The sequence below is a fragment of the Prochlorococcus sp. MIT2302 genome, assembly GCF_059772385.1.
In genome coordinates, this window is the sequence record NZ_CM186285.1 from 363,665 (window position 1) to 379,323 (window position 15,659).

Here is a 15,659-nt window from a genome sequence, read left to right on the forward strand (position 1 = left end):
TGGTAAAATGTTAAAGTGATGTTGAAGAGATATGTAAAAGAGAAATAATGTCTTTAGAGTCAGTTACTAGTTTTTTAGAAAATCATCCATTAACAAATGAGTTAATTGAACGAACAAATAGAAAAGATAGATTAATATTAACCGGAGCCTCTAGAACAGCAAAAGCATTAATCACTAGTTCTCTTGCTAAAAAAAATGCAAAAGTATTATTAATAATTGTACCAACTTTAGAAGATGCAACGAGATGGTACCCATTAGTTAAAGATTGTGGCTGGACTAAAACATGCTTATATCCCACGAGTGAAGCTTCGCCGTATGATTCTATAGAAGTAACATCGGAGATAATATGGGGTCAATTACAAGTTATTAGCGACATATTTGAATTAAAAGATCATGAGAATATCGCAATAATTGCTACAGAAAGATCGTTGCAACCACATCTTCCACCATATGAATATCTAAAATCTATGTGTATTAAATTAAAAATAGGAGATGAAATAAATCTAAATAATCTATCTACTAGACTAAGTGAGTCTGGATATATAAAGACTAATAACATAGATCAAGAAGGAACTTGGGCAAGACGTGGAGATATAATTGACATTTATCCAGTTAGTAGTGAATTACCAATTAGATTGGAGTTGTTTGGTGACCAAATAGATAAGATTAAAGAATTTGATCCAATATCACAAAGATCATTAGATAAAATTGATAATATTTGTATTACACCAAGAGGTTTTGAACCACTAATTATTAATAAACTTATCTCTATAAATAATAAAGATATACCAACACTTTTTCACGATGATGAATATAATCAGTTAATCAATTCAAAAAAATTACATTCTGCAAGAAAATATCTAGGTGTAGCATTTGACAATCCATCATCATTACTAGATTACTTAGACGAAAATCCATTTATTATTGTTGAGGAAAGGCTTCAATGTTTATCTCATGGAAATGCATGGATAAAAATAGTTGAAGATAGTTATAATGAAGTAGTTAATAGTTTAAAATCAATAAGTAATATATATAAACCTAACCTTCATTATGATCTTAATAAAATTTTTGGATCTCTAAATAATTATAAAGGAATTGATCTAACAGAGTTAGAGAATACTAACATTAAAACTAATGTATTTAATATTTCAAGCAAAATTTATCAATGGTTACCAAATCAATATGGAAAAATAAGTTTATCATTAAATGATTTCATCAAAAATAAATATGCAGTTTGGATAATTTCAGCACAGCCAAGTCGTGCAGTTTCTCTTCTAGAGGAACATGAATGTATTTCAAAATTTATAGCTAACAATAACGATATTAATGGTATTAATAGCATTTTAAAAGACAATATACCTGTAGCTATAAAAAATAATAATGAAGGTGATATAGAGGGATTTTATCTCCCAGCATGGAAAATCGCATTAATAACCGATAAGGAATTTTTTGGTCAGAATAATTTTTCTAGTACAGGATATGTACGTAGAAGGAAACAATCTCAAAGTAATAAAATTGATCCAAATAAGATGAAGCCTGGAGATTATGTCGTTCATAGAAACCATGGTATAGGCTTATTTCAGAAAATACAGAAGTTAAGCATTAATGGTGAGTCTAGAGATTACTTAGTAATAAAATATATGGATGGGAAATTAAGTGTAGCGGCAGATCAACTTGGTAGTTTAGGTAGATATAGAAATTCAAACTCAAAGACTCCAACTATCAGCAAACTAGGTGGTGCAAATTGGAATAAAATTAAGGAAAAAGCAAAGAGATCTGTTAAAAAGGTTGCGCTTGATTTAATTAAGTTATATGCAGAAAGAAGTAAAGAAAAAGGGTTTAAGTTTCCTATTGATGGTCCTTGGCAAAGTGAATTAGAGGATTCGTTCCCATACGCGTTAACACCAGATCAGGCAAAAGCAACTGCTCAAGTAAAAGCTGACATGGAAGCTGAAAAGCCAATGGATAGATTAGTCTGTGGAGATGTTGGATTTGGCAAGACAGAGGTAGCAATAAGAGCAATATTTAAAGCTATTACTTCAGGTAAACAAATAGCTTTGCTTGCACCTACAACTGTATTATCTCAACAACATTGGAGAACTATATCTGATCGATTTGCACCTTATCCGATAAGAGTTTCACTATTAAATAGATTTAAAACAATTAGCGAAAGAAAGCAAATAATAAATGGATTAAAAAATGGTCAAATTGATGCTGTTGTTGGGACACATCAGCTCTTAAATAAAAAATTAGTATATAAGGACCTAGGTCTTCTAGTTATCGATGAAGAACAAAGATTCGGTGTTAATCATAAAGAAAAAATCAAAGAGTTAAAAAAAAGCGTTGATGTATTAACTCTATCGGCAACGCCAATACCTCGAACCCTCTATATGAGTCTTTCTGGTGTACGTGAAATGAGTTTAATTACAACACCACCACCATTACGGAGACCAATTAAAACTCATTTAGCACCACTCGATAATGAAATAATTAGAAGCGCAATTTCACAAGAGATTGATAGAGGTGGTCAGATATTTTATATAGTTCCTCGAATAAAAGGTATAGATGATGTAGCAGAAAAATTAAAAATAATGATTCCAAATGTGAAATTATTGATAGCTCACGGTCAAATGGAAGAAGGAGCATTAGAGAATTCCATGCTGGCTTTTAATGCTGGAGAAGCTGATATTTTGCTATGTACGACAATTGTTGAAAGTGGATTGGATATTCCTAGAGTTAATACTATTTTGATTGAAGATTCACATAAATTTGGCCTATCACAACTTTATCAATTAAGAGGACGAGTCGGCCGTAGTGGTATACAAGCACACGCGTGGTTGTTTTACCCAAGCAATGAAAAGTTAAATGAAGCTTCAAGACAACGCCTAAAGGCCATAAAAGAATTTAGTGATTTAGGAAGCGGTTATCAATTAGCAATGAGGGATATGGAAATAAGAGGCGTTGGAAATATTTTAGGTATTGAGCAAAGCGGGCAAATGGAAACAATAGGTTTCGATTTGTATATGGAATTATTGCAAGAAACAATCGCTGAAATTCAAGGACAAGATATACCTACAGTTGACGATACACAAATTGATTTACCAGTTACGGCTTTTATCCCTGGTGATTGGATAACAGATCCAGACGAAAAAATAAACGCTTATAGGTTAGCCACACAGTGTGAAAACAATGAAGCCTTATTTCAATTCGCTAGCAACTTGATTGATAGATATGGTGCATTACCAAAGGCTGTTGAATCATTAATTGAAGTTATGAAGTTAAAAATAATCGCTAAAAAGTGTGGTTTTTCGAGAATTAAGTTGTCAAAACCAAATCTTGAGCTTGAAACAACGATGGATGAGCCAGCTTTTAAGGTTCTTAGGAATGGATTAGCTAATCATCTTCACGGAAGATTTATCTATAAAAAAGGAGATAGGTGCTCGACTGTGACTATAAGAGGTCTTGGTATATTGGATAGTGACAAACTTCTAGACCAATTGATTGAATGGCTAAAATTAATGAACTCCCAAATAAATAGTTAATAAATTCTTTAATCAATCCAAATTATAAGGCATGTCAATCTTTCAATTGGTTGATAAAAACGTTTTCAAAGGAAAATATTGCTATAGTCACCAAAATTTGAGTATTTTTACCTTGGGTGAAGTAATAGATATTAGTACTAACCAATACGGACTAAGTCTCTTTAGTGGAATGATTAGTCTCATTGCTATTGGGGTATACACGCTTTTAACTGTAGACACAGGTAACGATGATGATGATTCCGACTCAGGAAGTGGTGGATTAATGCAACCAGTTAATTAACGAAAATTCATTTAGTTATCAGGTTTGTAAGTTTTTCTCTAAAATCAGCTTTAGGAATTCCCCCCTTTAGCTCACCAATTATTTCGAATTCCCCTTCAGGATCATTAACTAGCAAATAAGTTGGCCATCCCATACCTTCTTTTGTAGGATATTGTTTTAATAAAATTGGCCTATATTTTCTGTAAACCACAGTATCTTGAAGTTTTACGCTAATAAATTCAATACCTAATTCATTTGCAACTTTAGAATCGAAGAAACTCATCCTGTGACAGGTTCCGCAATCTTCGGAACTAAATTTAATTAGAGAAAAGGACATAATAAAATTTATTGTGATCTAATACTAAATATACATATTAATAACAACTAGTTGAGTTATTAGTCTTATTGTTTCTTGCAATAATAGAAAAGAAAGGATCACCCTCTGCTGAATAAAACCCAAACAGCTTATCTTCATGGGTTTTTTCATTATATATTTTATCAATTCTCCAGCCGTTATCAGTAAGAACACTCTTTATATATTCAATTCTATTTTCCTCAGAAGAATATGTCCATATATTTGGAGCTTTGGACCAGAAAGCACGATTGGTGAATGATATTATCAATAATGAATCAGATTTAATTATCCTTGATAGTTCTAATGAAACTTTCTCAGGATATTGAAGATATTGCCAACCCGCAACAATTAATCCAGCATCAATAGATGAATCTTCGATTGGAATATTTTGATATTTATTTAAATTTTGTACCCAGAACTTATCAAGTCGGTTATTTGAACGCAATTCATCTTCATTCATACCATGACCAATAACTTTTTTATATCTCCTTTTTAATGGTAAATGACTTACCCAACTACTCATTAAATCTAAAATTACGTGATGACTAAGAAGATATTCTGAGTAAATGGTTGTAAGTCTAGTTCTAAATGAATTACTAAGGTGATGAACATATCTAGGCTGTTGATAAAAGATTTGATCATCACTATTATCAATTTTCTCTCTATCACTTAAGGAAAGCTTCATTAATCTAATTTTTTTTTTATATTAGCTAATTTTTATTTTTTAAGTGAATATTATTACGGTAATAAATATTTAGAAAATAAGAATTTATAAAAATATCTAATTAATAATTAATTAATACAAAAAATTTATTATATTTAGTATTGAAGTAACGGAAAAAAATAAAAAAGGTTAATTAGAAATAAACTGTAAATGTCTTACTCATTTTGATTGGATAAGGATTGATCGGTTTTAGTAGTTTCTATTATCTCATACTTATCATTTGTTGGAACAAATACTAATATAGAACAAAAAAATAAAAATATAATGATTGAAAATAGAAAGTTGATATTTGTATTGGAATTTGATAAGTTATTAACAATATATTTTTTGCTAAAGGGTAATTCCTGATCAATATCCCATTTAATACTAAATCTAGAATCAAATCTTAAAAGATCTAAGCATCTTGTTAGGTCAGATAATTCAGAGTCATCTAAAATAATCTCTAAAGGCATAACTCCTTCTTTTGTACTTTTAAGTAGTAATTTATGACTCATACCGAATGGAGATATTGTGATGATGTTTTTGTTAGATACAAATGTTTTTCTAATACCAGATATATAGGATCTTGAGTATAGAAATATTACTTGCATTAAATTGTCAAGATGTTCCTTCTCACCCTCCAGTAAAGGTGATCCTATGATTTTCAATGACCATGAAGACAAAATTCCGATTGTATTTTCTGAGTCACCATTTGATACATCTGGCATCCCCGATATTTTAAGGGATGAAGAGTTTTGATCAAATCTATAAGATAAATTAATCATTTATAAATTCTATAATTGTTGATATAAAGAGGCTTTCAAGCGATTAGCTCCTCCTTTTCCACAGGACAATGAAAGTATGACTAATAACTCTCGGAAAAAATCATTTTTCTCTTCACTCAACAATGAAGAAATATAGCTACGTTTTACATTCATCCTTTCACGAATAAGTGACTTAAGACGGGAATTAAATAATGACCAACGCTCTTGATTAAGTGACATTGGTTCTTTTGAAGAAAGTAATTGCCTAATAAGGGGGTAGAGATTTTCTGCCATAGAGGAAATAAGTTCAACAAGGGAATCAATTTGCTCAGAAGATAGAGATGAAAATGTATGCGTATTCCTTAGAGGATTGGTACATCTCATTTTCCAAAATTGAACTCTATTCGAGAAATCATTTGACAAGCCAATATTTTTGGCCCTTAGTAAAAGGGAATCAGTTGCATTGATTTGAAGTGTCTCAATAACCAAAATCAAAAAATCAACTTTTCTTGATGCATCGCTTGCGAGCACGCAATTAAAAAAAGGGTCACCGATAGTTTTTTTATCTTTTTGCTTTGAGCCATTATTGACCTGCGTAGAATTTAAATTGGATTTCTTCATACCTTAAATAATGACAGGAGATTGTTGATTGGCTAGCTTTGTTGTTAGTTTTAAAAAATTGCACACCAATAATTTCAAACAATGGACAAATTGAAAGAATATATAAATGAAATAAAAGATTTTCCAAAAGATGGAATAGTCTTCAAAGATATAAACCCCATATATAAACAGCCAGAGATATGGTACAAACTAATGTTGCCTTTACAAAGGCTTATATCTTCTATTAAACCAGATTTTATAGCTGGCATAGAATCTAGAGGATTTATTTCAGCATCTGCTTTAGCTTTTACAGAAAAGGTTGGATTTATTCCAATAAGAAAAGCTAGTAAGCTACCAGGTAAGGTATTGAGTGCTAATTATCAGCTTGAGTATGGTGAAGATAGATTAGAAATCCAGATGAATTCATTTTCAAAAGATAGTAGAATTATTGTAATTGATGATTTACTTGCGACAGGAGGAACTGCAAAGGCAGCAGGTAAATTGATAAGGAAAGCTGGAGGTGATTTAATTGGATATGCTTTTCTTGTTGAACTTAGTGAACTTAGAGGTAGGTGTAATTTAGATTCTAATTTACTAATTGAAAGTATAATTAAGTATTAATTATTGTTTAACCAAAAAAGTATCATTTTTAGTTGAGATATTGTGATTAGACCATAACTCCACATAACAATAGGTAGTGGAGCATTATTAATAGAAGATCTTTTCAGTCCAAGTTCCAAGGCACTCTTACTTATACCAAGTTTTTCAATTATAAATTTGCAAAGCTCATCAGAAGCTGGATTAATCTCATTATTAATGTTAATCATTTTATGTATGTTAATTATAATCCATTTGTCAATAAATTAAGTACTTGCTTTCTGATCAAACTTGATTTTCTTAAAATCATGAAAATTAATGTCCTTGCTATAAAAAAGATATTAACATTACTTCTTGAATATCTTACTAAGCTATCTGTCAAAATAGAAATTATGAATACATCAAGAAACCTAGAAATTGAGTATAAAAAAGGAATAATAGAAAAATTATTTTTAAAAAATGGTATCGACACGATATCTGTGAGGCACTTGACATCTCTCCAACATAGATTTAATCCTTGGCCACCTGCAGGGTGAACTTTATGAGCAGACTCTCCAACATAAATATATTTACCTGAGAAAAATGAGTAGTTAAAGACAAACTTGATGGGAAAATAACTTAGCTCGTCAATTATTGTGTCTGGCTCAATACCATAAGGAAGAATTGTAGATATATAATCTAAAAATAAAGATTTAGATAAACTCTTATTAAGAGTACCTTTTGCTATTGATTGACTACAAATGATTTGAAATAAGTCCCCTCCAAGAGGTAAAACTGCAAATGGGCCTTCAGAGTTTAATATTTCGAATGCTTCATTAGACTTTGCCCCTCTTAATAAAACCCTAGCAGTAATACAAATCTGATCATAATTGAAATTAAAGGATGGGGTTTTAAGCTTTTTTCTAATAGCTGAATTTGATCCATCTGCTGCAACGATTAAATCGTAATTATTTGTATTAGGTATAACCGATGTAGGTATTTTATTAATATTATCAATCTCTGATATAATTTCTAATATTGATAACATCAGATTTTTGTGTTCTGCAATCCAGCCTACAGCTGAATATTTTTGATTACATATATCTAAATCATTTACTAGAAATTGGACCGTTTTATTTAATTCATAATCAATAACATTTAGATGTTGAAAAGGGACTAGATGAGATTGCAAATGACTCCATATTCCAAGATTTAATAATATTTTTCTAGAGGAATGTGTTATCGCGTATGTTCTATCTCTATTTACAAGTTCATCATCTGACAATCTTTCATAAAGATCAACTCTACAGCCAGCATTTGCTAATGATATTGCTGCTAGTGATCCAGTTAATCCAGAACCTACAATTGCTATATTCATGCCATTTATTATATCAGTTATAACAATTTAAAATTAATTAAAAATTCTCATATTAACAAATTCCTCAAATGCAGGTCTAAGAAGAAAAGGATAAGTACCAACCCATAAATTAATTTCTGGACACCAGGCATCGCTTATTGCTTGAATCCTATCGAAGTCTTTTCTATTACTAAATACTACGCAGTTAATTCTCATTCCTTTAGTAAGTATATTGAACTTATTTTGAAATGGAAAACTTATATTTCCTATAAATCCATCTTCATCCTCTATATCCAAAACAACCCATTTTCTTTTTTTCTTTAACACCTCCAGCCTACCATCTTTATTTGCTTGTTCTTGTTCAATTTCGACCCTATCTTCTACATAAACATCAGAAATGTAGCCATCAACTAATGCTGAGAATGAGAAACTTTTAAACTTAGAATTTTTTCTGCTAGCTTCAAGTATTGGTCCCCACAATATGTACAACAGAAAGACAACACCTAGTACCAACCATAAAGAGTAAAACTGACTAGTTATTTGACTTTGGCTTATGAGCAAAGTAATTACACCTCCAATGGCAGAAATCATAATCCTTTGAAAAATTTTCTGGGGATTACCCAAGGCTGAATTAAATTGTTTCCCTGTTGCTACAGAGGGGATCATTTTATTTATTTCATTTTGCTTAATTGGAAATAACATTTGTGTTAATAACTAGAGGATTTTCTCTAGTCCATAAACTAATTTATCGAATGATCTGATTTTTTTGACTACTAATAGCACTCCAGGCATGTAAGCAGATCGATCAATAGTATTGTGAACTAACTCGTAAGTCTCCCCATTGGAACCAAACATGACTTGTTGATGAGCAACAAGTCCGGGTAATCGAACCGAGTGAAGTCTCAAACCACTAGGACGAGATCCACCTCGAGATCCTTCGAGAAATTCTTCTTCATTTACCAAAGATCTGTTAAATGTTGATCGTTGCTCCTCTATCAATTCAGCTGTTTTTATACAGGTTCCGCTTGGAGCATCAGCTTTTTTGTTGTGATGCATTTCGGTAAGTTCCGCGAACTCATAAAAACGAGCAGCTGCTGCTGCTGCTTGCTGAAGTAAAACCATACCAACTGAGAAGTTTGGAACAATTGCTGAACCAAGAGATGCTTTTTCTGCAAATTTAGAAAGCTCATCTAATTGATCTGGTGTTATTCCTGTCGTACCAATTACAGGATGGACTCCATAAGCAATGGATGTACGGGTGTGCATATAAGCAACTTTTGGATGAGTGAAATCGACTAATACGGCGGCTTTGTTTGAATTATCGTTTGGAAAGTTTTGACTAGCAGCACATAATGAGCCTTCAAAATCGCTTGAGAGGAAAACATCTAATGGCCCCAAGCCTATTAATGAACCTATGTCTTGACCCTCTTTATCCTTCTGAGTATCAATTGCTCCAACAAGTTGATAATCATTGGATGAATTAATTGCTTTAATAACTTCAGATCCCATTCGACCTAAAGCTCCTGCGACTAAAACTGGTATTGATTGATTAGCAGAACTCATTGGATTTTTTTTTACAATCATATTTGATATCGCTTGTAACACGCATTAACTAAATAACACACTAAAGGGCCACTGAACACTAGGCTTGGTCGAATTCCGATAGCAGAAAAGATGTTTACACAGGTTCGCTCAGCCAATCGCAGAGTTTCACCTGTCGAGAATCACAGCCATAAAGCAGTGATGAAGGCTGTTTATGTGGTTCTTGAGCCTCAATATCAAAATGCCCTTACCCAGGCTGCGAACTCATTAAACGAGCAAAATGGTCCTATTGGTATTGAACTTAATGGGTATTTAATAGAAGAACTTAGAAATACAGACAATTATGAAAGCTTTAAAAAAGATATAGAAAAAGCAGATTTATTCGTAGCTTCATTGATTTTTATTGAAGATTTGGCTCAAAAAGTTGTTGAAGCAGTTGAACCTCATAAGGAAAATCTGAAAGCGGCGGTGGTATTTCCATCTATGCCTGAGGTTATGCGATTGAACAAATTGGGCACTTTTTCAATGGCTCAGTTAGGTCAAAGCAAAAGCATTATTGGTGATTTTATGAAGAAGAGAAAAGAAGCAGGCGGGGCTGGTTTTCAAGATTCGATGTTAAAGCTTCTTAATACTCTTCCATCAATTCTCAAGTATCTCCCGGTTGACAAGGCTCAAGATGCTCGAAGTTTTATGCTTAGTTTTCAATATTGGTTAGGAGGTACTCCAGATAATCTAAGGAACTTCCTTTTAATGCTTGGAGATAAATATGTATTTCCAGAACTAACTATAGAAAAAGAACAAATTGAAGTTGCGGAGCCAGAGGTTTTTCCAGATTTGGGAATTTGGCATCCATTAGCTCCAAACATGTTTGAGGATAAAAAAGAATATTTAAATTGGATAGCTTCTAGAGATGACTTATCTGACAAGGCGAAAGAAGGACCAGTAATTGGTCTTGTACTCCAAAGAAGTCATATTGTTACTGGAGATGACGCCCACTACGTTGCCGTAATTCAAGAACTGGAATATCGCGGAGCAACAGTCATACCTATTTTTTGTGGTGGATTAGATTTTTCAAAGCCAGTAAACGAATTTTATTACGACCCAATAAAACCAGATCAACCAATTGTAGATGGTGTTGTTTCTCTTACCGGTTTTGCACTTGTAGGCGGGCCTGCAAGACAGGATCATCCAAAAGCAGTGGAGGCATTAAAGAAACTCAATAGACCTTATATGGTCGCACTTCCACTTGTTTTCCAAACGACACAGGAGTGGGAAGGTAGTGATTTAGGTCTTCATCCAGTTCAAGTTGCACTTCAGATTGCTATTCCTGAATTGGATGGTGCTATCGAGCCAATAGTTTTGTCTGGTAGAGATGATGCAACAGGCAAAGCCCATACACTTCAGGACAGAGTAGATGCAATAGCTGAGAGGGCTATTAGATGGTCATCATTAAGAATTAAAAAACGTGAGCAGAAGAAATTAGCTATTACTGTTTTTAGTTTTCCACCTGACAAAGGAAATGTTGGAACAGCTGCTTATTTAGACGTCTTTGGCTCTATTTATAGAGTTTTAGAAGAAATGAAGGAAAAAGGCTATTACATAAAAGATTTACCTAAGAATCCAAAAGAACTGATGGAGTCATTGATAAATGATCCTGAGGCATTACAAGGATCCCCTGAGCTATCGATAGCACATCGAATGAGCGTAAAAGAATATGAAAAATTAACTCCATACTCTGACCGCCTTGAAGAGAACTGGGGAAAACCCCCAGGAAATTTAAATAGTGACGGACAAAATCTTCTTATTTACGGAAAAGAATTTGGGAATGTTTTTGTTGGAGTACAGCCTACTTTTGGATATGAAGGTGATCCTATGAGATTGCTCTATTCCAGAAGTGCTAGTCCTCATCATGGTTTTGCAGCCTATTACACCTATCTAGAAAAAGTTTGGAAAGCTGATGCTGTCCTTCATTTTGGAACTCATGGTTCTCTTGAATTCATGCCCGGTAAACAAATGGGGATGAGTGAGACTTGTTATCCAGATTCATTAATTGGAGGTCTGCCTAATCTTTACTACTACGCAGCAAATAATCCTTCGGAAGCAACAATCGCAAAAAGAAGAGGATACGCTTCAACAATTAGTTATTTAACTCCCCCAGCTGAAAATGCTGGACTGTACAAAGGTCTAAAAGAACTTGGAGAGTTAGTTGGTTCTTATCAGCAATTAAGAGAAAGTGGAAGAGGAATTCAAATAGTTAATGCAATTGTTGAAACATCAAAAAAATGTAATCTTGATGAAGATGTAAAACTACCTGAAAAAGATGCTTCTGAATTAGAAATAGATGAAAGAGATTTGGTAGTTGGAAATGTTTATAAGCAATTAATGGAAATAGAAAGTCGATTATTACCTTGCGGCTTGCACACTATTGGAAAACCTGCCACTGCTGAAGAAGCGATTGCAACCTTAGTAAGTATTGCATCCATAGAAAGAGAAGATGATGGAATCAGATCCTTACCAGGTTTGCTAGCTGAATCAAAAGGAAAAACAATTGAAGAGGTCTATGAGGGTAATAACAAGGGCAAATTAGAGGATGTTGAACTTAATAAATTAATTACAGAAACATCAAGAGATGCAGTTGGTTCAATGGTTAAGTCTCTGACAGGAAGAGATGGGAGAGTAAATATGAAGAAGAGTATTTGGACACTAATTGTTGAGTTCTTAAGAGGTATTGGTTTCTCAATCCCATCACCATGGCAAGCATCAGCAAAAAAAGCAGGTTTTGTGAATGTAAATGCAAGTTCACTTGATAAATTATTTGACTATTTGAGATTTTGTTTAGAACAAATATGTGCTGATAAAGAAATGGAGAGCCTTTTAAAAGCTCTCGATGGAGATTATGTAATTCCTGGACCAGGTGGAGATCCTATTAGAAACCCTGGAGTATTACCAAGTGGTAAAAATATCCATGCATTAGATCCACAGTCGATTCCAACTGTTGCCGCAGTTGCATCAGCTAAAGGAGTTGTTGACAAGCTTATCGAAAGGCAAAAAGAGGAACAAGGCGCATGGCCTGAAACTATTGCATGTGTTCTTTGGGGTACTGATAACATAAAAACATATGGAGAATCATTAGCACAGATCCTTTGGTTTGTAGGTGTAAAACCAAAGCCAGATTCAGTGGGTAGGGTAAACAAATTAGAACTACTCTCTCTCGAGGAATTAGGAAGACCAAGAATCGACGTCGTTGTTAACTGTTCCGGTGTATTTAGGGATTTGTTTATTAATCAAATGGCATTAATTGATCAAGCAGTAAAAATGGCTGCAGAGGCCGATGAACCACTTGATCAAAATTTTGTAAGGAAACATACACTTGAGCAATCAGAAAAGGAAGGGAAAAGCATTAGGGAATCTGCAAGCAGAGTTTTTTCAAATGCGAGTGGAAGTTACAGTTCAAATGTCAATTTGGCAGTAGAGAATTCGACCTGGGAAGAAGAAAATGAGTTACAAGAAATGTACCTATCAAGGAAGACCTATGCTTTCAATGCTGATAATCCAGGTGAAATGAATCAGAACAGAGAGGTTTTTGAATCTGTTATGAAAACTGCAGATGTCACATTCCAAAATCTTGATTCGTCAGAAATATCACTAACAGATGTAAGTCATTACTTTGATTCAGATCCAACAAATTTAATCAAAAACCTTAGAGATGACGGTAAAGCACCAAGTAGTTATATAGCTGATACAACTACTGCAAATGCTCAGGTTAGATCATTAAGTGAAACTATTAGATTAGATTCTAGAACAAAATTACTTAACCCCAAATGGTACGAAGGTATGCTCAAGTCTGGATATGAAGGAGTGAGAGAGGTATCTAATAGACTTAATTACACATTAGGCTGGAGTGCGACTAGTGGCCAAGTCGATAATTTCGTATATGAAGAGTCAAACGAAACTTTTATAAATGATCCAGAGATGAGGAAAAGATTAATGGAATTGAATCCTCATAGTTTCAGAAGAATAGTTGGTACATTACTTGAAGTTAATGGTCGAGGATATTGGGAAACATCCGAGGAAAATATCGAACAATTAAAAGAACTTTATCAAGAAGTAGAAGATCGTATAGAAGGAGTTAATACAGAGGATTAATTACGTATTAAATTATTGATTTGGTCATTTTTATAACCTGAGAAATTTCTTTAATATCATGAACTCTTAAAATATCAACTCCAGCAATCACGCATCGAGAAGCAACTGCAGAGGTTCCAAATATTCTTTTGGTAGCGTCAGGTTCATTAATAACTGACCCGATAAATCTTTTTCTGGAGGCTCCTACTAATATTGGATATTTCATAGAAACAAATACATCTATATTTTTAAGCAAAGTTAAGTTATGATCTACATTCTTCGCAAAACCTAGTCCGGGATCAACAATAATCTGATCATTTTTTATACCTTTAGATACTGCTAAATCGATTTGATTTAATAATTCATTTTTCACATCGTCAACAACGTTTGAATATATAGCTAATGAATCCATTGTCTTGCTATTTCCACGACTATGAGTCAATACATATGGGCAACCTTTATCAGCAATAACATTAAATATTTCAGGATCATGACGTCCACCACTGACATCATTAATCCAATCGGCTCCTGCATCTAATACTTTCTTAGCAACTGAATGGTGAAATGTATCGACAGAAATAGGAACCTGCGGATGTAATAATTTCAATTCTTTTATTAATGGAGCCAATCTTTTAATCTCAATTTCGGCTCCAACCTCAGATGCACCAGGTCGCGTGCTCTGTGCCCCAATATCTAGAATATGTGCTCCTTGTTTAACACATAATGTTGAATGATTTATTGCAGATGGTAAATCAAAATACATACCACCATCACTGAATGAATCTTCAGTAATATTTACTATTGCCATTAAATGGGTTTCTCTTTCCCAATGCATAGGCCAGTATTTTTTAATTTGATTCGTAGTTAGCAATTCTTGCAAAATTTGTAGGATCTAAAGAAGCACCACCAACTAACACACCATCAATGTCTGACATAGACATTATCTCATCAATGTTATTTGATTTAACTGATCCACCATATTGAATAATGACGTCTTCGAATCCAATCCATTTACGAATGAGCGAGCAAATTCTATTAGCTTCATGGGATTCACAAGTTTTACCTGTTCCAATGGCCCATATTGGCTCATAAGCAACTATTAACCTTTTTACATCTATACCTTCAAGGCCTTGATCAATTTGCCTTTTAATGACCCTTTCAGCTTCACCAAGCTCCCTTTGTTGATAAGTTTCTCCAACACAAACAATTGGGATTAATTGATGATCTTGTGCTGATTGAGCTCTCTTATTTATCTGTTCATCACTTTCACTAAAATATTTTCTTGGCTCACTATGTCCAACAATTGCACATTTAACAGAAAGTTCATTAAGCATTAGAGGGGAGACCTCAGCTGTGTAGGCTCCACTGTCCTCCCAGTGAACATTCTGACTAGACAATGAAACGAATTCGCTTTTGTCTTTAATAAGCTCAGACAAAGGGTAGAGGGCTGTAAAGGGAGGTGCAATAACAACTTCCCTATCTTTCTTTGGTATATCTTTCAATAATGGAATAAACACACGCATGTACTCAATAGCCTCGGTGCATGTCATGTTCATCTTCCAATTCCCTGCAATGACCGGTTTACGCACGGCTGCTAGCTCCTCATTTTTCGCTTCTTGCCAACTTACGGCCTAGAGGATCAGAATTTGGAACTATGTATGTTTCATTAGCAAAAATAATTTGATCACCATCAATTAATTTTCGTCCTCTTCTAGTCTCTACTATGCCATTAACGCTTATTCCCCCTGATCTGATAACCATTTTCGCTTCTCCTCCAGTCTGAACGATTCCAACAAATTTTAGGTATTGATCTAGTTTCATTTACGAGCTTTTAAA

The 15,659-nt window shown here is 33.5% G+C and carries 15 protein-coding genes; 4 read left to right on the plus strand and 11 right to left on the minus strand.

The window, feature by feature from the left end:
- Window positions 1-47 precede the first annotated feature (47 nt).
- Window positions 48-3,542 (plus strand): transcription-repair coupling factor, encoded by a 3,495-nt coding sequence (gene mfd, locus AC6EI2_RS01925; RefSeq protein WP_498462744.1) that lies wholly within the window; start codon window positions 48-50, stop codon window positions 3,540-3,542.
- Window positions 3,543-3,573: 31 nt separating this feature from the next.
- On the plus strand, window positions 3,574-3,822 hold the full coding sequence (locus AC6EI2_RS01930; RefSeq protein WP_498462745.1) for a hypothetical protein: 249 nt from the start codon (window positions 3,574-3,576) through the stop codon (window positions 3,820-3,822).
- 7 nt (window positions 3,823-3,829) lie between these two features.
- On the opposite strand, the gene AC6EI2_RS01935 is transcribed toward AC6EI2_RS01930, so the two are convergent.
- The 4 genes from AC6EI2_RS01935 to AC6EI2_RS01950 form a co-directional block, all read right to left on the minus strand.
- Window positions 3,830-4,138 (minus strand): TlpA family protein disulfide reductase, encoded by a 309-nt coding sequence (locus tag AC6EI2_RS01935; RefSeq protein ID WP_498462746.1) that lies wholly within the window; start codon window positions 4,136-4,138, stop codon window positions 3,830-3,832.
- A gap of 37 nt (window positions 4,139-4,175) precedes the next feature.
- On the minus strand, window positions 4,176-4,841 hold the full coding sequence (locus AC6EI2_RS01940) for a methyltransferase domain-containing protein (protein WP_498462747.1): 666 nt from the start codon (window positions 4,839-4,841) through the stop codon (window positions 4,176-4,178).
- Between the two features lie 194 nt (window positions 4,842-5,035).
- A complete protein-coding gene (locus tag AC6EI2_RS01945; protein WP_498462748.1) occupies window positions 5,036-5,644 on the minus strand; it encodes a DUF4335 domain-containing protein in 609 nt (202 codons plus the stop codon).
- A gap of 9 nt (window positions 5,645-5,653) precedes the next feature.
- On the minus strand, window positions 5,654-6,244 hold the full coding sequence (locus AC6EI2_RS01950) for a DUF3038 domain-containing protein (protein WP_498462749.1): 591 nt from the start codon (window positions 6,242-6,244) through the stop codon (window positions 5,654-5,656).
- An 81-nt stretch (window positions 6,245-6,325) separates the two neighbouring features.
- Here AC6EI2_RS01950 and AC6EI2_RS01955 point away from each other — a divergent pair, with 81 nt between their 5' ends.
- Window positions 6,326-6,844: an adenine phosphoribosyltransferase gene (locus AC6EI2_RS01955; RefSeq protein WP_498462750.1), complete on the plus strand. Its 519-nt coding sequence runs from the start codon at window positions 6,326-6,328 to the stop codon at window positions 6,842-6,844.
- On the opposite strand, the gene AC6EI2_RS01960 is transcribed toward AC6EI2_RS01955, so the two are convergent.
- Genes AC6EI2_RS01960 through dapB form a run of 4 tightly spaced genes read right to left on the minus strand, consistent with a single transcriptional unit; the run spans window position 6,841 to window position 9,719 of the window.
- A complete protein-coding gene (locus AC6EI2_RS01960) occupies window positions 6,841-7,050 on the minus strand; it encodes a DUF2949 domain-containing protein (RefSeq protein WP_498462751.1) in 210 nt (69 codons plus the stop codon). The genes AC6EI2_RS01955 and AC6EI2_RS01960 overlap by 4 nt on opposite strands.
- Before the next feature lie 14 nt (window positions 7,051-7,064).
- Window positions 7,065-8,177, minus strand: coding sequence for an FAD-dependent monooxygenase (locus AC6EI2_RS01965; RefSeq protein ID WP_498462752.1), 1,113 nt, complete (start codon window positions 8,175-8,177; stop codon window positions 7,065-7,067).
- A gap of 33 nt (window positions 8,178-8,210) precedes the next feature.
- A complete protein-coding gene (locus AC6EI2_RS01970; protein ID WP_498462753.1) occupies window positions 8,211-8,858 on the minus strand; it encodes a DUF8619 family protein in 648 nt (215 codons plus the stop codon).
- Window positions 8,859-8,870: 12 nt separating this feature from the next.
- Entirely contained in the window at window positions 8,871-9,719 is an 849-nt protein-coding gene (dapB, locus tag AC6EI2_RS01975) for a 4-hydroxy-tetrahydrodipicolinate reductase (protein WP_498462754.1), read from the minus strand.
- Between the two features lie 111 nt (window positions 9,720-9,830).
- Here dapB and AC6EI2_RS01980 point away from each other — a divergent pair, with 111 nt between their 5' ends.
- Window positions 9,831-13,844 (plus strand): magnesium chelatase subunit H, encoded by a 4,014-nt coding sequence (locus tag AC6EI2_RS01980; RefSeq protein ID WP_498462755.1) that lies wholly within the window; start codon window positions 9,831-9,833, stop codon window positions 13,842-13,844.
- Window positions 13,845-13,851: 7 nt separating this feature from the next.
- Here the strand turns inward: AC6EI2_RS01980 and folP are convergent, their stop codons facing one another.
- Genes folP through AC6EI2_RS01995 form a run of 3 tightly spaced genes read right to left on the minus strand, consistent with a single transcriptional unit; the run spans window position 13,852 to window position 15,644 of the window.
- Window positions 13,852-14,631: a dihydropteroate synthase gene (gene folP / locus AC6EI2_RS01985; protein WP_498463449.1), complete on the minus strand. Its 780-nt coding sequence runs from the start codon at window positions 14,629-14,631 to the stop codon at window positions 13,852-13,854.
- A gap of 40 nt (window positions 14,632-14,671) precedes the next feature.
- Window positions 14,672-15,412, minus strand: a complete 741-nt coding sequence (tpiA, locus tag AC6EI2_RS01990) for a triose-phosphate isomerase (protein ID WP_498462756.1) — start codon at window positions 15,410-15,412, stop codon at window positions 14,672-14,674.
- Window positions 15,413-15,425: 13 nt separating this feature from the next.
- Window positions 15,426-15,644, minus strand: a complete 219-nt coding sequence (locus tag AC6EI2_RS01995) for an RNA-binding S4 domain-containing protein (protein ID WP_498462757.1) — start codon at window positions 15,642-15,644, stop codon at window positions 15,426-15,428.
- Window positions 15,645-15,659: the final 15 nt, after the last annotated feature.

Bases quoted from the DNA above. Each gene is read 5' to 3' on its own strand.
- AC6EI2_RS01960 (WP_498462751.1), bottom strand. From the start codon at position 7,050: ATGATTAACATTAATAATGAGATTAATCCAGCTTCTGATGAGCTTTGC.
- AC6EI2_RS01945 (WP_498462748.1), bottom strand. From the start codon at position 5,644: ATGATTAATTTATCTTATAGATTTGATCAAAACTCTTCATCCCTTAAA.
- dapB (WP_498462754.1), bottom strand. From the start codon at position 9,719: ATGAGTTCTGCTAATCAATCAATACCAGTTTTAGTCGCAGGAGCTTTA.
- AC6EI2_RS01940 (WP_498462747.1), bottom strand. From the start codon at position 4,841: ATGAAGCTTTCCTTAAGTGATAGAGAGAAAATTGATAATAGTGATGAT.
- AC6EI2_RS01965 (WP_498462752.1), bottom strand. From the start codon at position 8,177: ATGAATATAGCAATTGTAGGTTCTGGATTAACTGGATCACTAGCAGCA.
- folP (WP_498463449.1), bottom strand. From the start codon at position 14,631: ATGGCAATAGTAAATATTACTGAAGATTCATTCAGTGATGGTGGTATG.
- AC6EI2_RS01980 (WP_498462755.1), top strand. From the start codon at position 9,831: ATGTTTACACAGGTTCGCTCAGCCAATCGCAGAGTTTCACCTGTCGAG.
- AC6EI2_RS01935 (WP_498462746.1), bottom strand. From the start codon at position 4,138: ATGTCCTTTTCTCTAATTAAATTTAGTTCCGAAGATTGCGGAACCTGT.
- AC6EI2_RS01950 (WP_498462749.1), bottom strand. From the start codon at position 6,244: ATGAAGAAATCCAATTTAAATTCTACGCAGGTCAATAATGGCTCAAAG.
- AC6EI2_RS01955 (WP_498462750.1), top strand. From the start codon at position 6,326: ATGGACAAATTGAAAGAATATATAAATGAAATAAAAGATTTTCCAAAA.
- AC6EI2_RS01930 (WP_498462745.1), top strand. From the start codon at position 3,574: ATGTCAATCTTTCAATTGGTTGATAAAAACGTTTTCAAAGGAAAATAT.
- mfd (WP_498462744.1), top strand. From the start codon at position 48: ATGTCTTTAGAGTCAGTTACTAGTTTTTTAGAAAATCATCCATTAACA.
- AC6EI2_RS01970 (WP_498462753.1), bottom strand. From the start codon at position 8,858: ATGTTATTTCCAATTAAGCAAAATGAAATAAATAAAATGATCCCCTCT.
- AC6EI2_RS01995 (WP_498462757.1), bottom strand. From the start codon at position 15,644: ATGAAACTAGATCAATACCTAAAATTTGTTGGAATCGTTCAGACTGGA.